We start from the raw sequence: 19,459 nt of genomic DNA on the forward strand, positions 1-19,459 counted from the left end.
GCTCCTCAGGCCATCTGCGCGGCAGCGGTGGCTTCGACCGGGCTATAGGCCCGCACGGTGCGCCAGGTGTTGTAGGCCATCAGCAACATGCCGACGAAGAAGATGGCGCCTCCGGCCAGACGGACGATGAAGCCTGGATGGCTGGCCTGCAGTGCTTCGACGAAGGAGTAGGTGAGGGTGCCGTCCTCGTTCACGGCGCGCCACATCAGGCCTTGAGTGATGCCGTTGACCCACATCGAGGCGATGTACAACACCGTGCCGATGGTGGCGAGCCAGAAGTGCGCGTTGATCAGGCCGATGCTGTGCATCTGCTGGCGACCGAAGACTTTCGGAATCATGTGATACAGCGCACCGATGGAAATCATCGCCACCCAGCCAAGGGCGCCGGCGTGGACGTGCCCGATGGTCCAGTCGGTGTAGTGGGACAGGGCGTTGACGGTCTTGATGGCCATCATCGGACCCTCGAAGGTCGACATGCCGTAGAACGCCAGGGACACCACCAGAAAGCGCAGGATCGGGTCGCTGCGCAACTTATGCCAGGCGCCTGAGAGGGTCATCATGCCGTTGATCATGCCGCCCCAGCTCGGGGCCAGGAGAATCAGCGACATAACCATGCCTAGCGACTGCGCCCAGTCCGGCAGGGCGGTGTAATGCAGGTGGTGCGGACCGGCCCAGATGTACAGGGTGATCAGTGCCCAGAAATGCACGATGGACAGGCGATAGGAATAGACCGGACGTTCGGCCTGCTTGGGCACGAAGTAATACATCATCCCCAGAAAGCCCGCCGTCAGGAAAAAACCTACCGCGTTGTGCCCGTACCACCACTGCACCATCGCATCGGTTGCACCGGCGTACAGCGAGTAGGACTTGGTCAGGCTGACCGGAATTTCCAGGTTGTTGACGATGTGCAGCAGCGCTACGGTCAGGATGAAACCGCCGAAAAACCAGTTGCCGACATAGATGTGTTTGGTGGTGCGCTTGGCCACGGTGCCGAAGAACACGATTGCATAGGCGACCCAGACCACGGCGATCAGGATGTCGATCGGCCATTCCAGTTCGGCGTACTCTTTTGAGGTCGTAAAACCCAGGGGCAGGCTGATAGCGGCCAGGACGATTACCAGTTGCCATCCCCAGAACGTGAAGGCAGCCAGTTTCGGCAGAAAAAGTCGGGTCTGGCAGGTGCGCTGCACAGAGTAGTAAGAGCTGGCGAACAGTGCGCAACCACCAAAGGCGAAGATGACCGCGTTGGTATGAAGTGGACGCAAGCGACCAAAGCTTGTCCACGGCAGGTTGAAGTTGAGCTCAGGCCAAACCAGTTGGGCGGCCAGAAAAACGCCGAGGCCCATCCCGACAATTCCCCAGATCACCGTCATAATGGCGAACTGGCGAACCACCTGATAGTTATAGGCGGTACTGTTAGTTGTGTTCATTTAGGTGTGTATCCCATCCAGCTTGGTCGGGGCCATTACGCACGGTTATAGCTCCGGGTTATTGGCAGACTCATCAGAAGCGAGGCAAGCATGGGCATTGGGCAAGAGGCCGGTATTGACAGGGATCAATGCGTACAACTGGCACGGGACAACGGCTGGCTCTGGACGGCGGCGCAGCCGGGAACGGGGGATGGCAAGGCAACGCTGATTCTGGCCCATGGTGCCGGTGCGCCCATGGACAGCGATTTCATGAATGACATGGCTGCACACCTTGCTGCACAGGGCGTCAGCGTCATGCGCTTCGAGTTTCCCTACATGGCTCAGCGACGACTCACGGGGGGTAAACGTCCGCCCAATCCACAGGCTCAGTTACTCGATTGCTGGCGTCAGGTGCATGAGCGTGTGCGACCTCATGTCGCTGGGCGTCTGGCCATCGGTGGTAAGTCCATGGGCGGGAGAATGGCCAGTCTGATCGCCGATGAATTGCAGGTCGATGCGCTGGTGTGCCTTGGTTATCCGTTCTATGCCGTGGGCAAACCCGAAAAGCCTCGGGTGGCGCACCTTGCCGATCTGCATACGCGGGCTCTGATCATTCAGGGCGAGCGCGATGCGCTGGGTGATCGCGAAACGGTGCAGGGTTATGAATTGTCGGCGTCGATCAATGTGCATTGGCTGCCGACCGCCAACCATGATCTCAAGCCCTTGAAAGTGTCAGGGTTGAGCCACGAGCAATGTCTGGTGGAATCGGCTCGGCAGATTGCAGGGTTTCTGGCCTGATCAAGTGCAGTACACATCGAAACAGCCTTCCGTGACCTCGAAATCAACCGCCGAGATACTGAAACTGAACACCCCTTGCAGACGCTGGTTTTGCCGGTCGACCTCGATCAGGGTGAAAGTACCGTCCTGAAAGTGCGCAGAGTGATAAATGACGCTCTGCCAGTGCGGGCTCTCGTTGTAGACCACTTTGATGCGCTCATTGCCCGGCAGGTTGTAAGTGCCGGGTTCCAGGTCCTTGTCGAAGAACAGGCCGATGCTGGTCCGCTTGTGGCCGACCTTGCCGTCGGCGATGATTTTCCAGATCCAGTGGCTGGGTGCCTGTGAAAGCTCCGGGCGCAGGGTCAATCTGCCCAGCAGGGATGAAACCAGTAGCGGTTGCCTGTTGACACAGACCTTGAAGCTGCCTTCGCAAGAGGGCGGGCGCACGAAGCGTCTGGAGGGAATGACGGGGTGGCGCATGGTCTGGCTCTTGAAACGTGACGCGCATGGAGAGATAAAAAGAGGGCGTTACGCTGTCAGGTAACGCCCTGAATGTTTCAGCTATGCCCTTATCGGATAGCGACGCCAAGACTGGCATTATGATGCAGCAATTTGAAGTCTGCGCCTGTGACCAGATTTTTCACGTAGTACCATTTCCAGCCCACGATGTTGGTCAGGGCAACCGTGCTGGACCAGTAATTGCCATTGCCCATCGGCCAGCTTCTGCCGTAGGTGCTGTGGATTTCCTTGAGCTCATAGATGGAAGGGATACGCGCGCCTTGTGCCTCGGCTGCAGCCGCCATCTTTGTGAAGGAACCTGCGCCAATACCCAGGCAATGAATCACGCCGGTAACGGTGACCTGATAGCTTTTCATGGCCCCCAGGCTGTCCGTGACCGAAATGATTGCCGTGCCTTTGCCTCGTGCCGAAGTCAGGCCGTTGCCGTCCACCTTGGCTACCAGCGGATCACTTGAGCGATAGGTGTAAGGCGCCTGCCCGCCGCTGGCCGTGCGCTGGACGGTCGTGTCTGACGGCATGGCCGGCAGCAGATCGGGATAACCCGGCAACAGATAGACCTTGCCTTTGAGGACCACCGGTGAGGTATCGAACTCCAGTTCCTTGCTGATCTTCAGCCACAGCGTCGAAGACAGGGCCGCTGTACCTGAGCGGGTGACGGTGTAGGTGACGGTCGCTGCATCGCTGGCCACGATCAGGGCTTTGGCGATGGTGAATTGCAGCTCGGTATTGCCGCCCACAATCTGTGAGGGTGTGTCGTAAGCCGTTGCACCTCGCCAGTTGACCACCACGCTATCGCCGGGGCTCATGCCTGTGTAGGACACACGAACGGTTGCACCGGAGTCCGGGATTCTTGAGGGAATCACCACACCATCGGCACCGACGGTGTCCATGGTGGGAGCCGGCAGCTCTATGCGCGCATCAAGAACCTTCAGAGCCAGGGTTGCGGATTGTTGCACCGTGCCGTTGAGGCGGTTGACGGTATAAGACACCGCGACGGTCTGGCCGGCATTGGCATTGACCAGCGCTGCTGCAAACACAAGCTCCTGGACTTTGCCCACATCGGCAGCCGTGATGATCTTCTCTCTGATATCGCTGCCTTTTGGCCCTTGCCACTGCGCCGTGATCCGCTCGCCTGCGGCAAGGTTGGCGCTGGTGCCGATCTGTACAGTGGCCCCATTGATCGTATTGGCCGGGTCGAGGACGTCGCCATTGGCTTCCTTTACGATCGGGACGGGCAGTACCGGCAGTACCGATAGCTGCAGCTTGACGAGCCTGGCTTGCGAGTTCATGGACAGATTGCCCGCCTGATCGGTCACCGTGTAGTAGACCGGTGCCTCGATATCGCCAATGGTTTCCAGGAACGACCTGACGAAATCCACATTCACCCGCTGCAGCCCCATATCGTCCTTGTTGACCATGGTGATTGGGCCGGGAACCTCATTCCAGTAAGTGCGAATGACATCGCCTTCCTTCATGCCGTTGTAACTGGCAATGCTGCCTCTGAGCACGTTATGCACGTTTTCCAGCTCATCGGAAGTCAGCCCGTCGTCAACGAAGGCGGGGAACAGGATGGGGCCTAACTGTGGATTGCCGGGGGCGGTTCGGTCGATTTCAAGGCGTGTTGCCTTGGATGTGTCCATTACTTGGCTTTCCGGGTTCGCCGTTTCATAGGCAACCTCGTGTACACCTTCGGTCAGCAGAGCAACAGGGATCTCAAGTGTTAACTCATCGCCTGGCAGATGACTGTCCAGAATCGGTTTCTTGGGGCCAACTGTCATGTCATTCCATAGCAGTTGGTAGGTATAGCCTGGCCGTGCACCTTCCCAAACCTTGAGCTTTACAATAACGGGCCTGTCGAGAAATTCGATGGGCAACACTCCGTTTTCGAGTGCGGCAGGAATTTCCGGTGCTTCAAGCTCTCCTGTTCTACGAGGAGATATAGACGTATTCATATTTACTTCCTTTATTTTATAGCGTGCGGATGGCTCACGATACTTATTGGAAAGGAGGAATCGGGCAGGTCGGTTGAACCGAATCGAGCATGTTCACCGGCGCACGTGTAACTTTTGAAGTAACAGCACTCTGATTACTGCCCGCTGGCGGTTCAACGCGGAAACTGGCCTCTGCAAAACCGGTGCAGAGAATACGAAGGTTACGGTCGGGGACCGTGAAGGTATAACCGTTCGCTACATCATTTTTATCCAGTGTCCGGTCGGCGGTATAGTTCGATGCATCAATCGGGTTATTGTTTTTATCAAAACCCTTGAAGGTCAAGAACAGTGTCTGGCCTTCGTCGATATTGATATAAGGCGCAATGTGCAGGTCTGCCCCATTGGGGTTGAGAATCGGGGCAATGAAACCCACGTCATTAAGTTTGAAGGGCGGGCCATCAAGACCTTCAGAGCCACCCGGAAGTTCTTCCTTGGACCTGACCGTCACAAGTTGCACCGGGCACTTTACAGGGTTGGGATTCCCGGCACGTGTCACCGTGTAATACACAGGAATTTCCGCGCCGGTTCCTTGTGCCCTCATGATTGCATTATCGATCGGAATAAGAAGGTCCCGGGCAGCAGCGATATCCGTTGCCCTGATTTGATACCATTGGAGCTTTTGTTGATCTCCCCAGAACAGATTCAGGTTATCGCTGATAGCAAAGCCGGTATTCCACTTCACGACCCCCAGGGCATTGAGTTCATAGTCTTCTTCGTCAATGAAGTTGTCCGTGGTGTTGGGGCTTTCCACGCTGGTGCCCTGGACGATAAAGGTTTCCAGCGGTGTTGGAACCGGCAGCGTCAGGAAAACATCAATGGTACTGCTCAGGGAAGTACCTGCCAGGTCCAGTTGACGTGTAACTTCGTAGAAGACTTGCACGCTGCCCACAGGGTTTTGATTGAGTGTCTCGTAGGGAATACGTAACGAAAGCACAATGTCTTCGTTCTCGTTACCCGGTGGAAGAGCGACCGGAACCAGTGGATTATTCTGCCCCCAGAACAACCTGATCATGTCAAAAGGGCTGGCACCCGGATACTTGGGAATATCCACCTGAACGCCTGCCTGCGCTTCTGCATAATCGATCAGGGTTCCTACTCCGGGGTCGATGATCGGAGCCGGGAAGTTGGCCGGAATATCCTGCAGCTTGAGGGTTATGGGCACAGGATTTGAGTCGATGGACGCGTTGCCTGCCCGGTCGAAAACCTTGTATTTGACCAGTTGTTCCGTTTCTCCCAGGCTTTCCAGAAAGGCACGGGTAAAGGTAATCGCAACCCTGTCCAGGCCCATGTCATCTTCAGTGACGGTGGCTTGCGGGCCAATAGTCGTGCCCCAGTAAGTCTGGACCACATCATGCTTTGCCATGCCGGTGTAGCCGGCAATCTGAACGTCCAGCTTCCCGCCCAGTTGCGCAAGTTCGGCCGCGGTCAATCCATTCTGTACTTCCGGGGGAAACAGGATGGCGCTGAGTTCCGGTTTTCCGGGAGCGGTCAGGTCAATCACCAGATTGAATATATTGGATTCGTTTCTGACCTGACTCTCTGGGTTAAATGTCTGGTACTGCAGGGTATGTGTCCCTTCGGTCAATAGACCGACAGGAATTTCCAGCGTCAGAGGATCGCCAGGTCGGTGAGTACCCAGAATCGGTTTTTCGGGGCCTACTGTTTCTCCGTCCCAATGGAGTGAATAGGTGTAACCCGGTTGAGCGCCTGCCCATACCTCCAGATCTACAATGACCGGTTTAGTCAATTCGGATATTGGTAAAAGCCCGGGCGTATCTTCGTCATGAAAAGCGACGGCTACATCCGGAGCTTTCAGGCTATCATCTTGTTCACGAGCGTTTTTGTCAGCAATGATGATGGGGAGTTGCGGTTGATGTTGCATGCTTGTTTCCTTGAAATAATTTTAAAATAAGCCCTGTAGGCGTTTTCGTATCAGGGACAATCTGCCAGCTGAAAAGATGATATTGGCCAATGGATTCTCTAGCTGCGGAACTGACGTAATCGATTTTTTTGGTGTTCGTCAATGGGGGTGGTAGATATTTTTACGGTGTTAAAGGTTTTTTCTGGTTGTGAACTAGAGGCTGTAGGAAATTCTGTAGGATAAATGTTTTGTGTGTTTGGGAATGCTCCTACTTTTGTGCTTGGGTGTTCCGGGTTTTTAGATGCGGTCTGATAAGTAACTCTCCTGCTTCCATATTCGGGAGTATGAAAGGTGCTTTATAGAAAAAGTGTGGAAGAAAAGAAAAAGGTCTTGTCTACGGTTGTGTTTCTGGGGGCGATGGCTGCGCTGGAAGTTATAGCTGATGACGAGGTTGTCTGGGTGAATGTTGCAGGCCATGGGGCCATGGCTACTATTCCGGTAGATGGTCGAGAGGAAACGGTAGATTCCTCCACGCCCGTTCATTCTTATTCTGTAAACCGTAATGGGCTACTGAATGTTCTGAGTGGTGGTGTGGCAGATCATGTACTGGTTGATAACTCCAGGTTGGTGGTCAACTACGGAACAGTGAATAGTGGCGTCGATGCCACTGACAGTCGGATTACTCTGGATCATGCAATTGTCAGAAATGATAAGGGTGTCGGCATGTCACTCGGAACCCGAGAGATAGGTGTCAATCCGGGAACCTGGGCCAAGATAGACGACAGCGATATATCCGGCCTCGGCTATGGCATAGGCTTGAGCCAGCTAAGTCGGCTTGAAATGAGTAATACCAGGGTCTATGGCGCGGTTTCGGCCGATGGCAGGTACGCGGAAGGGCTGCTCGTGTCAGGAGGCGATGCGGTCATTACGGGATCAAGCCATATTCGCGGTGATAGAAATGGCATCAGAATCATTGAGGGGGTGTTTATCCCTGGTAATGGCAATGCCGGTGTCACCAGCACTGCTGTGATCGATCATTCGATCATCGAAGGAATCAATGGCGCAGCGATCAGGATCGACAAGTCGGATCAGTTTGGTGCGATCGTCGATATAGCCGTCCAGAATGGCTCAACCCTGCTTTCCGGCAACGGTAACCTTCTGGAGGTCGCTGACCGCAGTACGGCTAATTTCAAGGTCGACAACAGCAACCTTACCGGCAATTTGATTGCCGATGACAGCAGCACCTTGAACGTCACCTTGCAGAATCAGGCACAGCTCACAGGCGACATCATCAATGGCAATAGCCTGGCTGTTGATTCTGGTGCCCACTGGCAAATGGTCGGTGACAACTCGGTCGAGTCACTGAGCATGGACCGCGGTGGCGTGAGTTTTGGCGAGGACGGGTTTCATACCTTGTCGTTGGGCGAGCTGTCCGGGAATGGTTTCTTTGGTATGCGAGTCGATCTGGACAACGGTGTCGGGGATCTGCTCGAGGTGAACGGACAGGCCAATGGCGAGTTCGGGTTGCGGGTCCACAACACCGGAGTCGAGGTGGTATCGCCTGATATGGAGCCCTTGAAGGTCGTACATACCGAAGGTGGCAATGCCCAGTTCAGTCTGATCGGCGGTCGGGTCGACCTTGGGGCGTATTCCTATCTGCTGGAGCAGCAGGGCAACGACTGGTTCATTGTTGGCAGCAACAAGACCATCAGCCCTTCAACCAGTGCCGCTCTGGCGCTGTTCAATGCTGCGCCGGTTATCTGGATGAGCGAGTTGTCGACCTTGCGCAGCCGCATGGGCGAGGTGCGTGCCAGCGGCCAGGGAGGCGGATGGATGCGTGCCTATGGCAATCGCTTCAATGCCACCACCAGTGATGGTGTCGAGTATCAGCACAAGCATCAGGGTTTGTCGCTGGGGGCCGATGCGCCGCTTGAGGTCAGCCATGGTCAGTTATTGCTGGGTGTCATGGGTGGCTATAGCACCTCCGATCTGGACCTGAATCGTGGCACTACGGGCAAGGTCAGCAGCTACTATGTCGGCGCCTATGGCACCTGGCTGCTGGATGACGGGTACTACCTGGACGGTGTACTCAAGTTCAACAGCTTCCGTAACAAGTCCGATGTCGCCATGAGTGATGCCAGCAAAGCCAAGGGGGATTACACCAATACGGGAGTCGGTGCATCGGTGGAGTTCGGACGGCATATCGCGCTGGCCGATGATTACTTCCTGGAGCCTTTCGCCCAACTGGCCAGTGTTGTCATTCAGGGCGATCAGTACCGCATGGACAATGGCTTGCAGGCGAAGAACAGCGATACCCAATCGGTTCTGGGCAAGGTCGGCAGTTCGGTGGGACGTAATATCGCGCTTAGGGATGGCGGCGTGCTGCAGCCTTACTTGCGTGTCGCGGTGGCTCAGGAGTTTTCCCGCAGCAATGACGTCAAGGTCAACGACTCGCGCTTCGATAACAACCTGTTCGGTTCACGCGCCGAGCTGGGGGCGGGTGTTTCGGTTTCACTGTCAGAGCGGCTGCAACTGCACACTGATTTCGATTACATGAAAGGCAAGCATGTCGAGCAACCCTGGGGAGCCAACGTAGGATTGCGACTCTCGTTCTGAGTGTTCCCCGTCAATCGAGCCCCGGTGAGCGATCACCGGGGGCTTTTTTCATTTGCCCGGGTGACGACGTTTCATGCTGCGTTTGCGGCGGCGCTGTCTGGACGTGAGCGGCGCATGCTTGTTGACCATCACGCGCAGAACAGGCGAGGTGCCGATCAAATGGCTGGCGCGGTGTATTTCATAATAAATATCCACGGGGCCGTATTGGGGGTGGGGAATCAGGTTGTAGGTAATGCACAGGATCCGCACGACCGTGCTGCTACCCAAAGGATGAAGCAGTGGCGTTGAGGATTGATGCAGGCCCCAGTGGAAGACGAGGAGGTCTTCACGCTGCATCAGGGGCGAGTAGGGGATATGAATGGATATACCGGCATGAATCTGTTCGCAGGTAATCGCATCCGTATTGATGCCCGGCACTATCGGTGCCTTGAGGCTGGACGATATATCAGGTTGTCCCGGCAAGGCTGTTGTTTTATGGGTGGGGGGCAGTATGTCGTCTTGAGTCGGTTTGTCCATGGGGGTGCCTGTATGAAAGTTTTAATGTTCGGGATAAGGTCGCTGTGGTGTATGGCCATTAAAAATACAGGCAGAAATTTGGTCAAACGGGTGGCCTGGTTGATGCCGGAGTAGGGTCTTTGATGATGTGCTGTTACAAATAAAGTTTCAGAGCAGACGGGGCGCCGGTAGTGGCGCGTAATAGAGAGTGACGTGTGGCTTCAAGAAAGCGCATGCTTGAAATTATTTGAAATAAGTTGCGATTGCAATTAGAGGGTTATTGTGAATTTTGATCGCTTTTTAAGATGCATGGAAACTACATACATCTCTATCAGAAAAGCCCTTCTAAAATATTTTATGGCTGTAAATTCAAATGAATTTATGCTCCTCGTTTCAATGCTTGAATGCGTGTGGTTTTTGAGGGGCGGCACAAGGCTCAGGTTGCTTCAGGCGCTCAGACTCAAGGGTTTCGTATGCCGGTCGTGGCCGGGAGTATGAAAAAATAGTTGGGCATGCAGCGAACTCTTTGAAGAAAACAGAATCATATCAATGTGCCACTTCGGCATCTCGCATGGAACTTGGATCATGGCTGGTTTCTTCAAAATCCCTCGTGCTGTTTCCCGTGTTCGCGTTCTTGCTTTATTGATTACCGGCCTGGCGTTTTCACAGGCCAACGCAGCGGTTGAGATCAATCCTTCCCGTGCCAGCAGTACCGATAATATCGTGACCAGCTTTACCGATTACGGAAGAGGAACTGCCTTGCGTAATTCGGATTTTACAGTGGGTAATATTCAGGAGATAAGGACGGGCACGAACAGTAATACCCGTGAACTGGAAAGTTTGAAGAAGATTGTCGAGGAGCAGGCCAAGGCCATTGAAGAACTCAAGCGCAATAGCAAGACTTCTGCTTCAAGCAGTAGCTCCAGTGATAGCGAAATTTCCACTCTCAAACGCAAAGTTGATGAGCAGAGTCGCAGCATCGATAAGTTTGAGGGGCAGGTGAATGACTTGAAACGTAGTTCAGGATCAAGTAGCAGCTCCAGCTCCAGTGAACTGTCCAGCCTCAAGAGCAAGGTCGATGAGCAGGGGCGCGACGTGGCCAGGCTTGAGGGGCAGGTGAATGACTTGAAGCGTAGCTCTGGGTCAAGTAGCAGCTCCAGCTCAAGTGAGCTGTCCAGCCTCAAGCGCGATCTCAGCAGTCAGCAGAGTGAGTTGAGTAATGTGAAGCGCTCCCTCGATGACCTTTCCCGCAAAGTGAAATAAGGTCGCACTGTTTCAATCTTCGTAAAAAAGCCCCGGTCAATCAGCATTGACCGGGGCTTGTCTGTTGCCGTGCGGGCTTAACGATTGAAGCGCTCAACCAGCGAGTATTGCGAGTTGGCCGTATCGGTCAGCTCGGAGCTGAGCACTGCCGAGCGATGGGCCTCATCGGAGGTCTGGTCGGCCAGCTCGGCAATGGTGGAGATGTTGCGGCTGATCTCTTCGGCGACCGAGCTTTGCTGCTCTGTGGCGGTAGCGATCTGGGTGGCCATCTCGGTGATGTTGGCGACCGCTTCGCTGATGCCCACCAATGCCTCGTCTGCTTCCAGCACCCGCGCAACGCCTTCCTCGGCCTGACGGTGGCCGGAGTTCATGGTCTGCACGGCATTGTTGGCCGTCTGTTGCAGTTTGGCGATCAGGCCATGGATCTGTCCGGTGGACTCCGTGGTGCGCTGTGCCAGTTGACGCACTTCATCGGCAACCACGGCAAAGCCACGACCCATCTCTCCGGCGCGTGCAGCCTCGATGGCAGCGTTGAGGGCCAGCAGGTTGGTCTGGTCGGCGATGCCTTTGATCACGTCTACCACGCCACCGATTTCATCGCTGTCCTTGGCCAGTTGGGTGACGGTCAGACCGGTTTCGCCCACGGAAGTGGACAGGCGCTGAATCGCCTCGCGGGTTTCGCCAGCGATATCCCGGCCACGGCGGGTCAACTGGTTGGCCTGCTGGCTGGCATCGGCCGCGCGCTGGACGTGGCTGGCGACTTGTTGAGTGGTGGTAGCCATCTGGTTGATGGCGGTTGCCACTTGTTCGGTTTCGACCCGTTGGCGCTCAAGCCCTGAAGAGCTGGCATTGGCCAACGAGTTGGATTTGCGTGCCTGGGTGTTCAGGTGTTCGGCGGTGTCCTGCAGGCGGGTCAGGCAGGTTTTCATCCGCGCTTCCTGGCTGAGGATCGACATTTCCAGACGCGCTTGCGGGCCTCGGCTGTCGGTGTACATCTGCGCGATCAGCGGGTCCGAAGTGGTCTGTTCGGCCAGGCGCAACAGGCGTTTGATGCCACGCTGCTGCCAGGTCAGGCCCAGCAGGCCCAGCGGCACAGACAATGCCGCGGCGAGAATGAAGCCCCAGTGGGAGTTGAGCCAGGCGCCGATCATGAAGCTCAACTGGCTGACCAGGATGAACGGCAGCCAGTCCTGCAGCACCGGCAGCCATTTGTCGCGACCCGGAATGGCCGACTTGCCCTTGTTGATACGTGCGTACAGCGCTTCGGCGCGCTTGATCTGCTCGGCGGTCGGTTTGACACGCACGGACTCGAAACCCACCACCTGCCTGTTCTCGAACATCGGCGTCACATAGGCGTTGACCCAGTAATGATCGCCATTCTTGCAGCGGTTCTTGACGATGCCCATCCACGGCTGGCCACTTTTCAGAGTGGTCCACATGTGCTCGAAAACGGCGGAGGGGACATCCGGGTGGCGAACCAGATTATGCGGCGCCTTGATCAACTCATCGTGACTGAACCCCGAGACTTCCTGGAAGATCTCGTTGCAGTAGGTGATCACACCTTTGGTATCGGTGGTGGAAATCAACCGCTGTTCAGCAGGGAATGTCCGTTCACGTTGAGTGACTGGCTGGTTGTTACGCATGGCTTTCGGTCCTTCGATCCAATAGGCTTCGGAGAGTTATCGGCAAACGAGTCTGTAAATTGAGCTTTGCAGGTAAATCAGCAGAGAATCATTGCCATGTATCAATGCTTATCGATCCAGCATCGGATAGGTGAACAGCCCGAAATGAATCAGGTTCAACCCGAAGTGGCTGATGACGGCGGCTTGCAGGCCACCGAAACGATAGGCAATGCCATAACCCACACCGGCCAGACTCGCGAGCAATACCCATTGCCATCCCGAGCCGAAATGGGCGAGCCCGAACAGTATGGCAGCGATACCGATGGCAAGCGTGCTGCCCAGCCATGTTTTGTTAAAGATTTGTTGCAGTGCGCCTTGCAGATAGGCACGGAAGAACAATTCTTCGGTGATTGTCACCAGTAACAGATTGTTCAGTAACCAGAGCGTGCCATGCTCCGGCCATTTCGCCGCCCAGCCGGTGACGCCAAGGGCAACTGCGGTGGCCATGCACAGTACGGTAGTTGCGATCAGGCTCAGGGCCGCCACTTTCATTGAGCGTGCAAGGGCCACTGACGTCAGGATCCATGGGCAGAACAACAGCACCCAGAAACCAATCAGCGGCTTATCCAGATTCAGGGACATGGAGAAGGGCGCCGCTTCAGGACTGAAGCGAACCGCGTCGAACACTTTGGCGCTGTTGAAACCGGGCAACAGATGAGCGGCCAGGGCAAGGCCCGTGACAATGAACGCGCCATGCCCGAGCCCGCGGACCCACCTGTGGCCCGACTGCCTGATACAAAATCCCGCGATCAGCAGCAGGCCGACTGCCAAGGCAGCCGGCCACTGAAGCTGGCCGTAGAACAGCGCAATGGCGTACCCGAGGCCGAGCAGACAGAAAAACACCCGGTACTCTGGGGCCATGGAGAATCTCCTGAAGCAAAAGCGGAGATTCTATGGCGTTATACCGCCCGGTAGGAGCGAATTCATTCGCGAATCACCCTCACGACGCAATCAACTGCCTCAACACATAATGCAGAATCCCTCCTGATTTGAAGTACTCCACTTCGTTGAGCGTGTCGATCCGGCACAGTACCTCCAAGTCTTCCTTGCTGCCGTCTTCACGGGTGATCTTGAGCGTCAGGCTCATGCCAGGTCGCACCTCGGCATCGGTCAGCCCGTTGACTTCCATTGTCTCCTTGCCAGTGAGGTTCAGGGATTTGCGGTTCTGGCCATTCTTGAACTGCAGGGGCAAGACACCCATGCCGACCAGATTGGAGCGATGGATCCGCTCGAAACTTTCGGCGATAACGGCTTTTACGCCCAGCAGGTTGGTGCCCTTTGCGGCCCAGTCGCGGCTTGAACCGGTGCCATATTCCTGGCCTGCAATAATCACCAGTGGCGTGCCCTCTGCCTGATAGCGCATGGCGGCGTCATAGATAGCCAGTTTTTCGCCGCTGGGCACATGCAGGGTATTGCCGCCTTCCTCGCCGCCCAGCATTTCGTTGCGGATGCGGATATTGGCAAAGGTGCCGCGCATCATCACTTCATGATTGCCACGGCGTGATCCGTAGGAGTTGAAGTCCTTGGGCTCTACACCCTGATCGCGCAAGTAGCGTCCTGCCGGGCTGTCAGTCTTGATATTGCCTGCCGGAGAAATATGGTCGGTGGTCACCGAGTCCCCCAGCAATGCCAGAATCCGCGCGCCTTGAATATCCTCGATCACCGGCAAGGGACCTGCGATGTCGGCAAAGAACGGTGGATGCTGGATATAGGTAGAGTCCTGCTGCCAGACATAAGTGGCTGCCTGCGGTACTTCGATGGCCTGCCACTGCTCGTCACCGGCGAAGACCTCGGCGTATTCCTTGTGGAACATGCCGGTATTGACGCTTTGCACGGCTTTGGCGATTTCCTGCTGGCTGGGCCAGATATCACGCAGGTAGACCGGTTTGCCGTCCGAGCCTTCACCCAGGGGTTCGCTACTGATATCGATACGCACTGTACCCGCCAGGGCATAGGCCACGACCAGAGGTGGCGATGCCAGCCAGTTGGTCTTTACCAGTGGGTGAACCCGGCCCTCGAAATTGCGGTTGCCGGACAATACCGAGGCCACGGTGAGGTCCGCGTTCTGGATGGCGTTTTCGATGGGCGCCAGCAGCGGCCCGGAGTTACCGATGCACGTGGTGCAGCCATAGCCCACCAGATCGAAGCCCAGCGCGTCCAGATATTGGGTCAGGCCCGCAGCCTTGTAGTAGTCGGTGACCACCTTGGAGCCGGGAGCCAGAGAGCTTTTCACCCATGGTTTGCGCTTCAGGCCTTTTTCCACGGCCTTTTTCGCCACCAGCCCGGCAGCCATCATGACGCTGGGGTTGGAGGTGTTGGTGCAGGAGGTAATGGCGGCGATGACCACTGCGCCATTTTTCAGCCGGTGAGTCTGGCCATCGTGCTCATACTCGGCCTCACCACTGACCTGCCCGGCATTGCCCACCGCTACGCCACCACCGCCTTCGCTTTCCAGGCGACCTTCTTCAGTGCGGGCAGGCTTGACCTGCAGGCCGAGAAAATCATCGAAGGCCTGTGGGACGGCGGGCAGATCGACTCGATCCTGTGGACGTTTCGGTCCGGCCAGACTGGCTTGCACAGTACCCATGTCCAGCTCCAGGCTGTCGGTGAACACCGGTTCCTTGCCCGGCAGTCGCCAAAGACCCTGGGCCTTGCAATAGGCTTCCACCAGTTTCACCGTGGTATCCGGACGGCCGGAAAGGCGCAGGTAATCCAGTGTCACATCGTCCACCGGGAAGAAACCGCAGGTTGCGCCATATTCGGGGGCCATATTGGCAATGGTCGCCCGGTCGGCCAGCGGCAGATCCGCCAGCCCGTCGCCATAGAACTCGACGAACTTGCCGACCACGCCTTTCTTGCGCAGCATCTGGGTGACAGTCAGCACCAGATCCGTCGCAGTGATGCCTTCCTTCAGCTTGCCGGTCAGCTTGAAGCCGATCACTTCCGGGATCAGCATCGACACCGGCTGGCCGAGCATGGCCGCTTCGGCTTCGATCCCGCCCACGCCCCAGCCTAATACGCCCAGGCCGTTGATCATGGTGGTGTGGGAGTCAGTGCCCACCAGTGTGTCGGGGAAGGCATAAGTGCGGCCATCCTCTTCCTTGGTCCAGACCGTGCGGCCCAGGTATTCCAGATTCACTTGATGGCAGATGCCGGTGCCTGGCGGGACCACGCTGAAGTTATCGAAGGCGCTCTGACCCCAGCGCAGGAAGGCATAGCGCTCACCGTTGCGTTGCATTTCGATTTCGACGTTGTCGCCGAAGGCGTCGGAATCGCCAAATCGGTCCACCATGACCGAGTGGTCGATGACCAGGTCGACCGGCGACAGCGGATTGATCCGCTGGGGGTCGCCACCGGCCTTGGCCACGGCTGCACGCATGGCCGCCAGATCCACCACGGCCGGCACGCCGGTAAAGTCCTGCATCAGAACCCTGGCAGGGCGGTATTGAATCTCGCGGTCCGAGCGGCGTTCGGTCAGCCAGGCGGCAAGAGCCTTGAGGTCGTCACCGGTGACGGTCTTGTCGTCTTCCCAGCGCAGCAGGTTTTCCAGCAGAACCTTGAGCGACATGGGCAGTTTGTCCAGGTCGCCCAGTGATTTTGCAGCTTCCGGCAGGCTGAAGTAATGGTAGGTCTGGTTGTCGATTTCGAGTGTTTTCAGGCTTTTCAGGCTATCCAGGGAGGGCATGAATGACTCCTTTTCGAGTGATGCAAGCGGTACTGGCTCCATGCAACAGGTCGGGAGCCCAGCATTCTGTGGACTGTCGAGCCGCGCCAGTGGTTCCTGATTGGGCTATCATGCGCGGCTTTCAAGTCTGCGGGGCCGGGAGTCACCATGAATACGCTGTTTATGCATTGCCGACCGGGTTTTGAAAGCGAGGTCTGTTCGGAGATATCCGATCATGCTGCGCGCCTGAATGTGGCCGGTTATGCCAAGGCCAAGCCCGATACGGCATGTGCCGAGTTCATCTGTACCGAAGAGGACGGCGCCCAGCGCCTGATGAGCGGTCAGCGTTTTGAGCGGTTGATCTTCCCGCGACAATGGGCTCGGGGAGTCTTTCTCGATTTGCCTGAAACCGATCGCATCAGCGTGATTCTGGCTCACATGGCGAGTTTTCCGGTCTGCGGCAGTGTGTGGCTGGAGGTGGTGGACACCAACGACGGCAAGGAACTGTCGAACTTCTGCAAGAAATTCGAGGCTCCGTTGCGCAAGGCCCTGACTCAGGCGGGCAAGCTGGTGGACGATCCGCGCAAGCCGCGTCTGTTGCTGACGTTCAAGAGTGGTCGCGAGGTGTTTCTGGGGCTGGCCGAGGCTGATAACTCGGCGATGTGGCCCATGGGCATTCCACGCCTGAAATTTCCCCGGGAAGCGCCGAGCCGTTCGACCTTGAAACTCGAGGAGGCCTGGCATCACTTCATTCCACGCCAGGAGTGGGACGAGCGCCTGTCCAGCGACATGACCGGCGTAGACCTTGGGGCGGCGCCGGGTGGCTGGACGTATCAACTGGTACGTCGCGGCATGCTGGTCACTGCCATCGATAACGGCCCCATGGCTGAAAGCCTCATGGAAACCGGTCTGGTGCAGCATTTGATGGCTGACGGCTTCACCTACAAGCCTCGGCAGACCGTGGACTGGATGGTTTGCGACATTGTCGAAAAGCCGGCCCGCAACGCTGCTTTGCTGGAAACCTGGCTGGGGGAGGGCCTGTGTCGTGAGGCGGTGGTCAACCTCAAGCTGCCCATGAAGCAGCGCTACGCTGAGGTGCGCCGCTTGCTGGATCGTATCGAGGAAGGTTTTCAGGCGCGTGGCGTCAGGGTTTCGATTGGCTGCAAACAGCTGTATCACGACCGCGAGGAAGTGACCTGTCACCTGCGCAGACTGGACGTTGCCAAGGCAAGCCGACCGCGCAAGGGCTGATTGGCCTGATTGAATGAATTGAGCGACAATTGCCGCCAGTTTCTGGAGTGCCTCATGTCTGAACCCATCGAAAACCAGCCCGTTGATGCAACCCTGGATGCCAGCGGGCTCAATTGTCCGGAACCTGTGATGATGTTGCATCAGAAGGTTCGCGACCTGCATGCCGGTGGCCTGCTCAAGGTGATTGCCACGGACCCTTCGACCCGGCGCGACATTCCCAAATTCTGTGTGTTTCTCGGCCATGAACTGGTCGAACAACAGACCGATGGCGGGACTTTTCTCTACTGGATTCGCAAGAAACAGGAATGAGGCAGGTTTTGCCTGCCCCAACCGTGTTTCACTACGGGTTATCCCTCCGTTACCAGAGAGTCTTTCATGCGCATTGTCGCTGACGAAAATATCCCGCTGCTTGATGCCTTTTTCGCTCATTTTGGCGAGATACGCCGTCTGCCGGGACGCTCCATCGATCGGGCGGCAGTTGCCGATGCCGATATCCTGCTCGTGCGTTCAGTGACCAGCGTCGACCGCGGGATGCTCGAAGGCAGTTCGGTGCGTTTCGTCGGGACTTGCACCATTGGCACGGATCATCTGGATCTGGAGTATTTCCAGCAAGCGGGCATCCAGTGGTCCAGTGCGCCGGGCTGCAATGCCCGAGGCGTTGTGGACTACGTGCTGGGCAGCCTGCTGACCTTGGCTGAAATCGAAGGCGCAGACCTCAGGCAGCGAACCTATGGCGTAGTCGGCGCAGGTCAGGTGGGTGGTCGCCTGATCAAGGTGCTCAAGGCGCTGGGCTGGAATGTGCTGGTCTGCGATCCGCCCAAGGCAGCAGAAGGCGGCGAGTACGTCAGCCTTGACGAGATCGTTGCCCGTTGTGATGTCATCAGCCTGCATACGCCGTTGACCAGAAACGGCGAGCAGCCCACCTGGCATCTGTTCGACGAGTCGCGTCTGCGTCAGCTCAGGCAAGGCGCCTGGCTGATCAATGCCAGCCGTGGCGCGGTGATCGATAACCTCGCGCTGCATGACGTCCTGCTGGCGCGTGAAGACCTGCAGGCGGTACTCGATGTCTGGGAAGGCGAGCCTCAGGTCAATGTGCCGCTGGCGGACCTGTGTGTGATCGGCACGCCACATATCGCAGGCTACAGCCTCGATGGCAGACAGCGTGGAACCGCGCAGATCTATCAGGCGCTCTGTGCTTTTCTCGATCAGCCGGCAACCATTCTGCTGGACGACCTGCTGCCGCGTCCCTGGCTGGCGCAAGTCAGTCTGGATGGACAAACCGATCCGGTCTGGGCGCTGAATATGCTGTGCAGGGGCGTTTATGATCCGCGCCGCGACGATGCGGATTTTCGTCGCAGTCTGGTGAATGATACTGCCAGTCAGCGTCTGGCCTTTGATGCTCTGCGCAAGCATTACCCGCCACGTCGGGAAATCGAAGGTTTGAAAGTGCGATTGGAAGGGGAGTCAGAGGTGTTGAGGCAGATGGTTCTGGCCCTGGGTGCATCGCTGGTCTGAGCTGGCGTGCGAATGGCTGGCAGAAAAAACCCGACACGGAGGTCGGGTTCTGAAAAGGGGGTGATGCTCAGTTCTGTTTTTCAGGCGTGACCCAGGATTTTTCGCATTCCTGACAGGCGGCCTGAACCATCTCTTCGGTAATGACGATTTCACGCCCGTCCTTGTCGAGCACTGCGCCCCCTACTGAAAGGTTGGGGGTGGCTCGTACGACCTGGACTTGATTGCTCCCTTCTTGCGCGTTCATAGTCTTTCTCCTTGATCAGGTGTTACCTCTAAACTACCCGCGTTTGATGACCGTGCAGTGACAGTTCCAGTCGCAAGCTGAGCCCCAGTGCAACAGAAATGATATAAAACTGCCAGTTTTTGCTTAGAACGATCCCTTCTAGAAAACCGGTGAGGTGTCATAACGCCGGTTT

At 56.7% G+C, this 19,459-nt stretch carries 15 protein-coding genes; 6 read left to right on the top strand and 9 right to left on the bottom strand.

Annotated elements, in window-relative coordinates:
• Positions 1-5: 5 nt before the first annotated feature.
• Positions 6-1,430: a cytochrome-c oxidase, cbb3-type subunit I gene (gene ccoN / locus KGD89_RS08315; protein WP_025259328.1), complete on the bottom strand. Its 1,425-nt coding sequence runs from the start codon at positions 1,428-1,430 to the stop codon at positions 6-8.
• Between the two features lie 90 nt (positions 1,431-1,520).
• On the opposite strand from ccoN, the gene KGD89_RS08320 reads away from it, so the two are divergent.
• A complete protein-coding gene (locus KGD89_RS08320; RefSeq protein ID WP_025259329.1) occupies positions 1,521-2,207 on the top strand; it encodes an alpha/beta family hydrolase in 687 nt (228 codons plus the stop codon).
• Here KGD89_RS08320 and KGD89_RS08325 read toward each other — a convergent pair whose 3' ends face one another.
• The 3 genes from KGD89_RS08325 to KGD89_RS08335 form a co-directional block, all read right to left on the bottom strand.
• Positions 2,208-2,666: a hypothetical protein gene (locus KGD89_RS08325; protein ID WP_025259330.1), complete on the bottom strand. Its 459-nt coding sequence runs from the start codon at positions 2,664-2,666 to the stop codon at positions 2,208-2,210. It abuts the gene before it with no gap.
• An 89-nt stretch (positions 2,667-2,755) separates the two neighbouring features.
• A complete protein-coding gene (locus KGD89_RS08330) occupies positions 2,756-4,657 on the bottom strand; it encodes a hypothetical protein (RefSeq protein ID WP_038399773.1) in 1,902 nt (633 codons plus the stop codon).
• Positions 4,658-4,700: 43 nt separating this feature from the next.
• A complete protein-coding gene (locus KGD89_RS08335; protein ID WP_025259332.1) occupies positions 4,701-6,578 on the bottom strand; it encodes a hypothetical protein in 1,878 nt (625 codons plus the stop codon).
• Positions 6,579-7,280: 702 nt separating this feature from the next.
• Here KGD89_RS08335 and KGD89_RS08340 point away from each other — a divergent pair.
• A complete protein-coding gene (locus tag KGD89_RS08340; RefSeq protein WP_236250081.1) occupies positions 7,281-9,173 on the top strand; it encodes an autotransporter outer membrane beta-barrel domain-containing protein in 1,893 nt (630 codons plus the stop codon).
• Between the two features lie 48 nt (positions 9,174-9,221).
• On the opposite strand, the gene KGD89_RS08345 is transcribed toward KGD89_RS08340, so the two are convergent.
• The gene (locus KGD89_RS08345; protein WP_025259334.1) at positions 9,222-9,689 is read right to left on the bottom strand and encodes a hypothetical protein; all 468 of its coding nucleotides are present in this window, start codon (positions 9,687-9,689) and stop codon (positions 9,222-9,224) included.
• Positions 9,690-10,253: 564 nt separating this feature from the next.
• On the opposite strand from KGD89_RS08345, the gene KGD89_RS08350 reads away from it, so the two are divergent.
• Positions 10,254-10,931 carry a hypothetical protein gene (locus tag KGD89_RS08350; RefSeq protein WP_025259335.1) on the top strand — a complete coding sequence of 226 codons (678 nt, stop codon included), beginning with the start codon at positions 10,254-10,256 and terminating at the stop codon, positions 10,929-10,931.
• A gap of 77 nt (positions 10,932-11,008) precedes the next feature.
• On the opposite strand, the gene KGD89_RS08355 is transcribed toward KGD89_RS08350, so the two are convergent.
• From KGD89_RS08355 to acnA, 3 genes are all read right to left on the bottom strand, one after another.
• Complete coding sequence (locus tag KGD89_RS08355) at positions 11,009-12,574, bottom strand: methyl-accepting chemotaxis protein (RefSeq protein ID WP_025259336.1); 1,566 nt, start codon at positions 12,572-12,574, stop codon at positions 11,009-11,011.
• Positions 12,575-12,682: 108 nt separating this feature from the next.
• The gene (locus KGD89_RS08360; RefSeq protein ID WP_025259337.1) at positions 12,683-13,474 is read right to left on the bottom strand and encodes a CPBP family intramembrane glutamic endopeptidase; all 792 of its coding nucleotides are present in this window, start codon (positions 13,472-13,474) and stop codon (positions 12,683-12,685) included.
• A 79-nt stretch (positions 13,475-13,553) separates the two neighbouring features.
• Positions 13,554-16,298: an aconitate hydratase AcnA gene (acnA, locus tag KGD89_RS08365; protein WP_025259338.1), complete on the bottom strand. Its 2,745-nt coding sequence runs from the start codon at positions 16,296-16,298 to the stop codon at positions 13,554-13,556.
• 147 nt (positions 16,299-16,445) lie between these two features.
• On the opposite strand from acnA, the gene rlmM reads away from it, so the two are divergent.
• From rlmM to pdxB, 3 genes are all read left to right on the top strand, one after another.
• A complete protein-coding gene (gene rlmM, locus KGD89_RS08370; RefSeq protein ID WP_025259339.1) occupies positions 16,446-17,528 on the top strand; it encodes a 23S rRNA (cytidine(2498)-2'-O)-methyltransferase RlmM in 1,083 nt (360 codons plus the stop codon).
• Between the two features lie 54 nt (positions 17,529-17,582).
• The gene (gene tusA / locus KGD89_RS08375; protein WP_025259340.1) at positions 17,583-17,837 is read left to right on the top strand and encodes a sulfurtransferase TusA; all 255 of its coding nucleotides are present in this window, start codon (positions 17,583-17,585) and stop codon (positions 17,835-17,837) included.
• Between the two features lie 66 nt (positions 17,838-17,903).
• On the top strand, positions 17,904-19,043 hold the full coding sequence (pdxB, locus tag KGD89_RS08380; RefSeq protein WP_025259341.1) for a 4-phosphoerythronate dehydrogenase PdxB: 1,140 nt from the start codon (positions 17,904-17,906) through the stop codon (positions 19,041-19,043).
• 67 nt (positions 19,044-19,110) lie between these two features.
• Here pdxB and KGD89_RS08385 read toward each other — a convergent pair whose 3' ends face one another.
• Positions 19,111-19,287: a PA1571 family protein gene (locus tag KGD89_RS08385; RefSeq protein WP_038399774.1), complete on the bottom strand. Its 177-nt coding sequence runs from the start codon at positions 19,285-19,287 to the stop codon at positions 19,111-19,113.
• Positions 19,288-19,459: the final 172 nt, after the last annotated feature.

Source organism: Pseudomonas cichorii, from assembly GCF_018343775.1.
Classification (GTDB): Bacteria; Pseudomonadota; Gammaproteobacteria; order Pseudomonadales; family Pseudomonadaceae; genus Aquipseudomonas; species Aquipseudomonas cichorii.